General features: G+C 66.9%; 8 protein-coding genes and 1 pseudogene. 6 read left to right on the forward strand and 3 right to left on the reverse strand.

The window, feature by feature from the left end; all coding sequences use genetic code 11:
• Both NNI01S_RS35655 and NNI01S_RS02625 read left to right on the forward strand, forming a co-directional pair.
• Positions 1 to 403 (forward strand): annotated as a pseudogene (locus tag NNI01S_RS35655) (hypothetical protein); the annotation flags it as partial.
• A 95-nt stretch (positions 404 to 498) separates the two neighbouring features.
• Positions 499 to 927, forward strand: a complete 429-nt coding sequence (locus tag NNI01S_RS02625) for a hypothetical protein (RefSeq protein ID WP_063017133.1) — start codon at positions 499 to 501, stop codon at positions 925 to 927.
• Here NNI01S_RS02625 and NNI01S_RS02630 read toward each other — a convergent pair.
• The 3 genes from NNI01S_RS02630 to NNI01S_RS35160 form a co-directional block, all read right to left on the reverse strand.
• Positions 924 to 1,691 carry a hypothetical protein gene (locus NNI01S_RS02630; protein ID WP_157114563.1) on the reverse strand — a complete coding sequence of 256 codons (768 nt, stop codon included), beginning with the start codon at positions 1,689 to 1,691 and terminating at the stop codon, positions 924 to 926. The two genes, NNI01S_RS02625 and NNI01S_RS02630, sit on opposite strands and share 4 nt — an antisense overlap.
• A 27-nt stretch (positions 1,692 to 1,718) precedes the next feature.
• A complete protein-coding gene (locus NNI01S_RS02635; protein ID WP_157114564.1) occupies positions 1,719 to 2,030 on the reverse strand; it encodes a helix-turn-helix domain-containing protein in 312 nt (103 codons plus the stop codon).
• Positions 2,031 to 2,594: 564 nt separating this feature from the next.
• Complete coding sequence (locus NNI01S_RS35160; protein WP_063017140.1) at positions 2,595 to 2,879, reverse strand: helix-turn-helix domain-containing protein; 285 nt, start codon at positions 2,877 to 2,879, stop codon at positions 2,595 to 2,597.
• 151 nt (positions 2,880 to 3,030) lie between these two features.
• On the opposite strand from NNI01S_RS35160, the gene NNI01S_RS35165 reads away from it, so the two are divergent.
• From NNI01S_RS35165 to NNI01S_RS02660, 4 genes are all read left to right on the forward strand, one after another.
• Positions 3,031 to 3,258, forward strand: coding sequence for a helix-turn-helix domain-containing protein (locus tag NNI01S_RS35165; protein WP_169812914.1), 228 nt, complete (start codon positions 3,031 to 3,033; stop codon positions 3,256 to 3,258).
• On the forward strand, positions 3,255 to 3,485 hold the full coding sequence (locus tag NNI01S_RS35170; RefSeq protein ID WP_063017144.1) for a helix-turn-helix domain-containing protein: 231 nt from the start codon (positions 3,255 to 3,257) through the stop codon (positions 3,483 to 3,485). Before NNI01S_RS35165 ends, NNI01S_RS35170 begins: the two co-directional genes overlap by 4 nt.
• On the forward strand, positions 3,482 to 3,796 hold the full coding sequence (locus tag NNI01S_RS02655; protein WP_063017146.1) for a hypothetical protein: 315 nt from the start codon (positions 3,482 to 3,484) through the stop codon (positions 3,794 to 3,796). The genes NNI01S_RS35170 and NNI01S_RS02655 overlap by 4 nt, the downstream gene beginning before the upstream one ends.
• A 246-nt stretch (positions 3,797 to 4,042) precedes the next feature.
• Positions 4,043 to 4,291 (forward strand): hypothetical protein, encoded by a 249-nt coding sequence (locus tag NNI01S_RS02660; RefSeq protein WP_063017148.1) that lies wholly within the window; start codon positions 4,043 to 4,045, stop codon positions 4,289 to 4,291.
• Positions 4,292 to 4,457 lie beyond the last annotated feature (166 nt).

The raw sequence follows: 4,457 nt of genomic DNA on the forward strand, positions 1-4,457 counted from the left end.
GCGCCTCACCCCGTATTGCACACGGCATACGGGGATTTCTTGGCGTCTGCAGGACGGCGAGCCGATCTGGGTCGTATCGCGGGACGCCGGGCACTCGTCGATCGCGATCACTGATAAACGGTACGGGCACATCTCGGCAGCAGCATCCGCGGCGAGCGCGCAGGCCGTCGCGGGCAGGCTGCCCCGGTTGCGCGGCCGGGTCCTCGATTTGGAGCAGGCGCGCCGCCGTCGCCTCGTGCGGCTGGGGCAGCTCGGCGAGATCGAGCGTGTCGCCGCTGGCTTCGAGGCGGTTTGGATGGATGCGCGCGGGCTTGTGCAGTCGCAGGTGTTCGACACCTACGACGCCGCGGTCGACCACGTCGCGCAGCACGAGGCCGGCGACTTGCTCGCCGACGTGGCGTGACGGCGAATTCCATTTCATATCAGTGCAATGAAATGAAAATCACCCCAGGTCACTGCCGTTTTCCGATCGGTCCCGACTCGGTGTGTGGCGCTCCCGTGCCGCCGCGCCCCGGGCCGGGGCGCCCGGCCGCCTACTGCGCCGATCCCACCCACAACGCCGTGCGGGCGCATCGCGCCGCGAAGCGGTACGGCGATGCAGCCGAACTCCCGGTCGAGCAGTGCGACGCCGAGCGCCTGGCCGCCGAGCTCGAACGGGCGCGGGCCACCATCGCCGCCGCCGAACGCGCCCGGCACGGTGCCGAGCGCGAAGCACACGCGGCGCGCCGCGAGCGTGACGCTGCGCTCGCGCTACGTGATCTGGCGCGGGAGGAGGTGACCGAGCTGCGCGCCGAAGCGGCCGAAACGGTGTCGCGGATGCGTGCCGATTTCGACCGCGACGTCGCCGCAGTCGCGGCCGTCGCCGATGCCGAGATCGCCCGCGCCGTCACTGCCCACCCGATCGGCCGTCCACGTCGAACCGCCTAGCCGCGTGCTGTCGGCGGACGGATGCGAGCAGTCCAGCCGCGCCGACCGTCGACAGCAGCAGGCCGGTCGCGGCGCAGACCGTACAGACCCGCGACCGCGAGCGCGATATTCAGCGGCACACTCCAAGCCGTCACGATGACCGCTGCGTCTTCTTGTAAGACGCCGGGCGCGGCGATGAGAAGGGTCACCGTGGTGATGCTGTAGGCCATTCCTATGACGCCGACCGCGGCGAGGGCGAGCAACGGGCCGCGCTGGATGCCGCGTCGTTGCCTGATAGCCGCTGCCGCGGCAGTGATTACAAGCGCGCAGGTCGCACCCGCTACGAGCGCGTAGATAACGTTGTACGCCACACTGGGCGCATCGCGCAGTTCCCATTCATCGAAGACCGGGATGCGGCGTGCGTGACCGGCCCTTGATGTCACGATCAGCGCGAGCGAGAGCGCGCCCACGAAAGCTGTCCAGCTGGTCTGCCATCCCGCAGCGGCCCGCAGGGCGAGCAATCCGATCAGCCAGTAGCGCGCCACGAGCAGCAATACGTGGAGTAAGTCGGAGGAGTTGTGGCCGACTATCCCGCTGAGTGCCGAGTCCACCTGGTCATCGAATACCGGTCGTGTCGTGGCGACTGCGAGGACGTCGAGGAACAGTGCGATGGTCAGCAGCCGCGATGACTTGTCGGACCAGATGCGGAGCCGCGCGCATGCTACGACGAGCACCAGGCCGATCAGGTAGAGCACAAGCGACAGGGTAACGCCGGTATCGGACATGTAGCGGGAGGTTCGCCAAACTTTGAACTACCTCGGTCGCCGGTATCCGATGGCGGCGTCCAGTTCTATTGCGGCTCGCTCGCCGAAGCTGGGGTACTCGCCGCGCTCGACGCGCGCTTCCGCCGCGTCCAGAAGGCGGCCGCCGGTGGTGCCCAGCGCCTTGCCGATGGCGGATAGCTGCTCGCCGCTGGCGGTGCGCTGGCCGTACTCCAGGCGTTCATAGGTCGCCTTCTTGATGCCGGACGCGGCGATCACCTGCGCCCGGGTCATGCCGAGCGCTTCTCGGCGGACACGGATTTCCTGGGCGATTGCCCAGTTCAGTGCTCCCCTGTGCGCCACCGACTCAGCCTAACGCGAGAGTAACAACAGTGGGACGGCGTCGATGCGACACCGTCGTTTGAAGGATTCGGGTCGCGAGCAACCTAATCCCCCTAATCCGAAAATCAGACCTTGTGGTCCTCCATTTGGAGGACTAACGTACCGCTCACGCGTTCGATTTGCCGGAATTAGTATCCAACATATTCGCGACCGATGGCTACCTCGGGGAAGTCCACCCGCCGCGTATCTCTGCAGGAGTAGAGCGTGGGAAAAGCAGCGGCCGACCAGGGGGTAAGCGACCTACCCCTGCCAGTATCGACCGCCCGTTCGGGCCGGTGTGCATCAACTGCCGCGCAAACCCGCTCACCCGGTAGGATCGAACACGCGTTCGAGCGAGTGTCGGGGCTCGCGACTAATGGCGGGTGTCAGAACGATCGAGGGTGGGCAATGGGGCAAACGGCAGGGAGTAGTCGACGGGCGGACGATCTAGCCGACTTGATCGCGGGCGCGAGACGTATGCCGGCCTCGCGATTCATCCTCGAAATTCAAGCCCGCGGGCACGACCCCGTCCAGGCGCTGAACGATCTAACCCCCGAGCTCCTGCGCCTTTTTCAATAGATCCCCCAGTTCGACCCCCAATGCGGTGCTGATGCGCAGCATCTGCGGCATGCGCATGGACGACTGGCCGGTCTCGATTCGGCCGATCGTCTTCTTGCTGATGCCGGAGAGCTCGGCGAGTTCGTCCTGCGTCATCTTGTCCCGAGTGGCTCGCAAAACCACGATCGCCTTGCCCAGCGCGAGATCCAACTGCCGCGCGGCCTCATCCATGTCGTCGTCCCGGTTGCCGGGATCGGCGGCCGATGTATCCATGTGTCCCATTAAGGGCCAAATCTGACCATTCCACAAGGGCGGTAGTTGGGACACCCTCACGTCCTGTTGGTTGCTCAATGGTCCCTGAATAGTCCCCGAAAGGGTCATGTCTGTCTTGCTTAGGGACAAATCTGTCCCTAATGTGGTCAACATGCTCCCCATCAACACGGTGACCGCGGCGGTAGTACGCGACGCCATCGCACAGGCCGACCGGACGGAGAAGTCCGTCGCCGAGGGCGCGAAGATCACCCCTTCGTCGTGGCAGCGACGCATCCAAGGCCGCACCGCATTCACCATGAACGAGCTGACCCGCATCTCTGCTGTGCTCGGCGTGAAGATCAACGGCGTTGTGGACGCGGTCACGGAGAAACTGCGATGACCTCGGTAGATGAGTTGCGCCTGTACTCGCTGGCCGAGACCGCCGAGCGTCTGCATGTAACCGAGGACTGGCTCATCAAGCGCGTTCGTTCGCGCCGCCTGCCCGCGCGCCGATCCGGCCGCAAGCTGACGTTCGCGGCCGCCGACATCCGCGCCGCTATCGCCTCGATGGCTGTTTCGGGCAACGCCGACGAGGACGCGGAAGTTAGCCAAGTGGGTGCCAAGTGAGCGGCCCCGCAACGGAATTCGAAACCTTCGCCCTTGAGCAGGTATGCGAGCTCACCGGCGCGCCGTCGACCGACTGGCTGTACCGCCGCATCGCCTCGGGCGATCTCACGGCCGTACTCGCTGGCCGGTCCTGGCGGATGACGCGCAGCGACATGTGCCGAGTGGTCGACCTCATGCGCGCCGCCGGTGAGCACCAGCTCGCCGAGCGCGCCGCCGCACGTGCCACCGAAACCCCTGCCACCGACACGGCGAACGCGGCCGGATTGAGCAAGCGCACCGCCGCCCGGATGAAGCGACGAAACGTCGCCTGACTTCCCCGTCGCGGTGAGCCGACGCCGCGACGGGGGCGCGTGACCGGTCGTACGGACCGCCGGGCGACTCCCCTCACGCCCGACACCGGCCGGTCACGCCTCACCACTGGACGCGAGACAGGAGATCAGAACGCGGCGACGCCCGGCGCGGTGAACCACGCCGGGCGTCCACACAAACCGTCACCCGAAAGCAGCGCCCCAAGGGCCAACTTGGCGCGCGCAAGGCAACACCAAGGAGTCTACGAAATGCCTCGATACAACGGACAGACCCGGACGACCAGCGGGAAGCGCCGCCACGCCGTCACCAACGGCGCAACGATCACCGTCGCGCAGCTGCAGCAGCGCGGCGACGAGGAGGCCGCGCGCCGCGCCGAGCAGTTCGCCGCCGCTGACACGCTTCCGCTTCGCCGCGTCGACCTGTTCGGCCCCGAGGTCGACGGCGGTCGCCCGCTGCACGAGCTCGACTACGCGCTGCGCATGGCGGAGGTCGGCTGATATGGGCCCGTACTGCCGCTACTGCGAGCACCGGTGCTTCGTTCCCGACCCGTCAGGCGGGCCGTTCATCCTCGCCACCTGCGAGGCGGGCAAGGCGCACGACCTCGAAAAGGCCGGGTACGACATCGACCTCGCCCGCATCTACGCCGCGACCCAGACCGCCGTC

This window comes from Nocardia niwae NBRC 108934 = DSM 45340 (genome assembly GCF_001613465.1).
Lineage (GTDB): Bacteria > Actinomycetota > Actinomycetes > Mycobacteriales > Mycobacteriaceae > Nocardia > Nocardia niwae.

Excerpts from the sequence above, each read along its gene's own strand:
- NNI01S_RS02630 (WP_157114563.1), bottom strand. The coding sequence starts at position 1,691 with ATGTCCGATACCGGCGTTACCCTGTCGCTTGTGCTCTACCTGATCGGC.
- NNI01S_RS35160 (WP_063017140.1), bottom strand. The coding sequence starts at position 2,879 with ATGGATACATCGGCCGCCGATCCCGGCAACCGGGACGACGACATGGAT.
- NNI01S_RS35165 (WP_169812914.1), top strand. The coding sequence starts at position 3,031 with ATGCTCCCCATCAACACGGTGACCGCGGCGGTAGTACGCGACGCCATC.
- NNI01S_RS35170 (WP_063017144.1), top strand. The coding sequence starts at position 3,255 with ATGACCTCGGTAGATGAGTTGCGCCTGTACTCGCTGGCCGAGACCGCC.
- NNI01S_RS02660 (WP_063017148.1), top strand. The coding sequence starts at position 4,043 with ATGCCTCGATACAACGGACAGACCCGGACGACCAGCGGGAAGCGCCGC.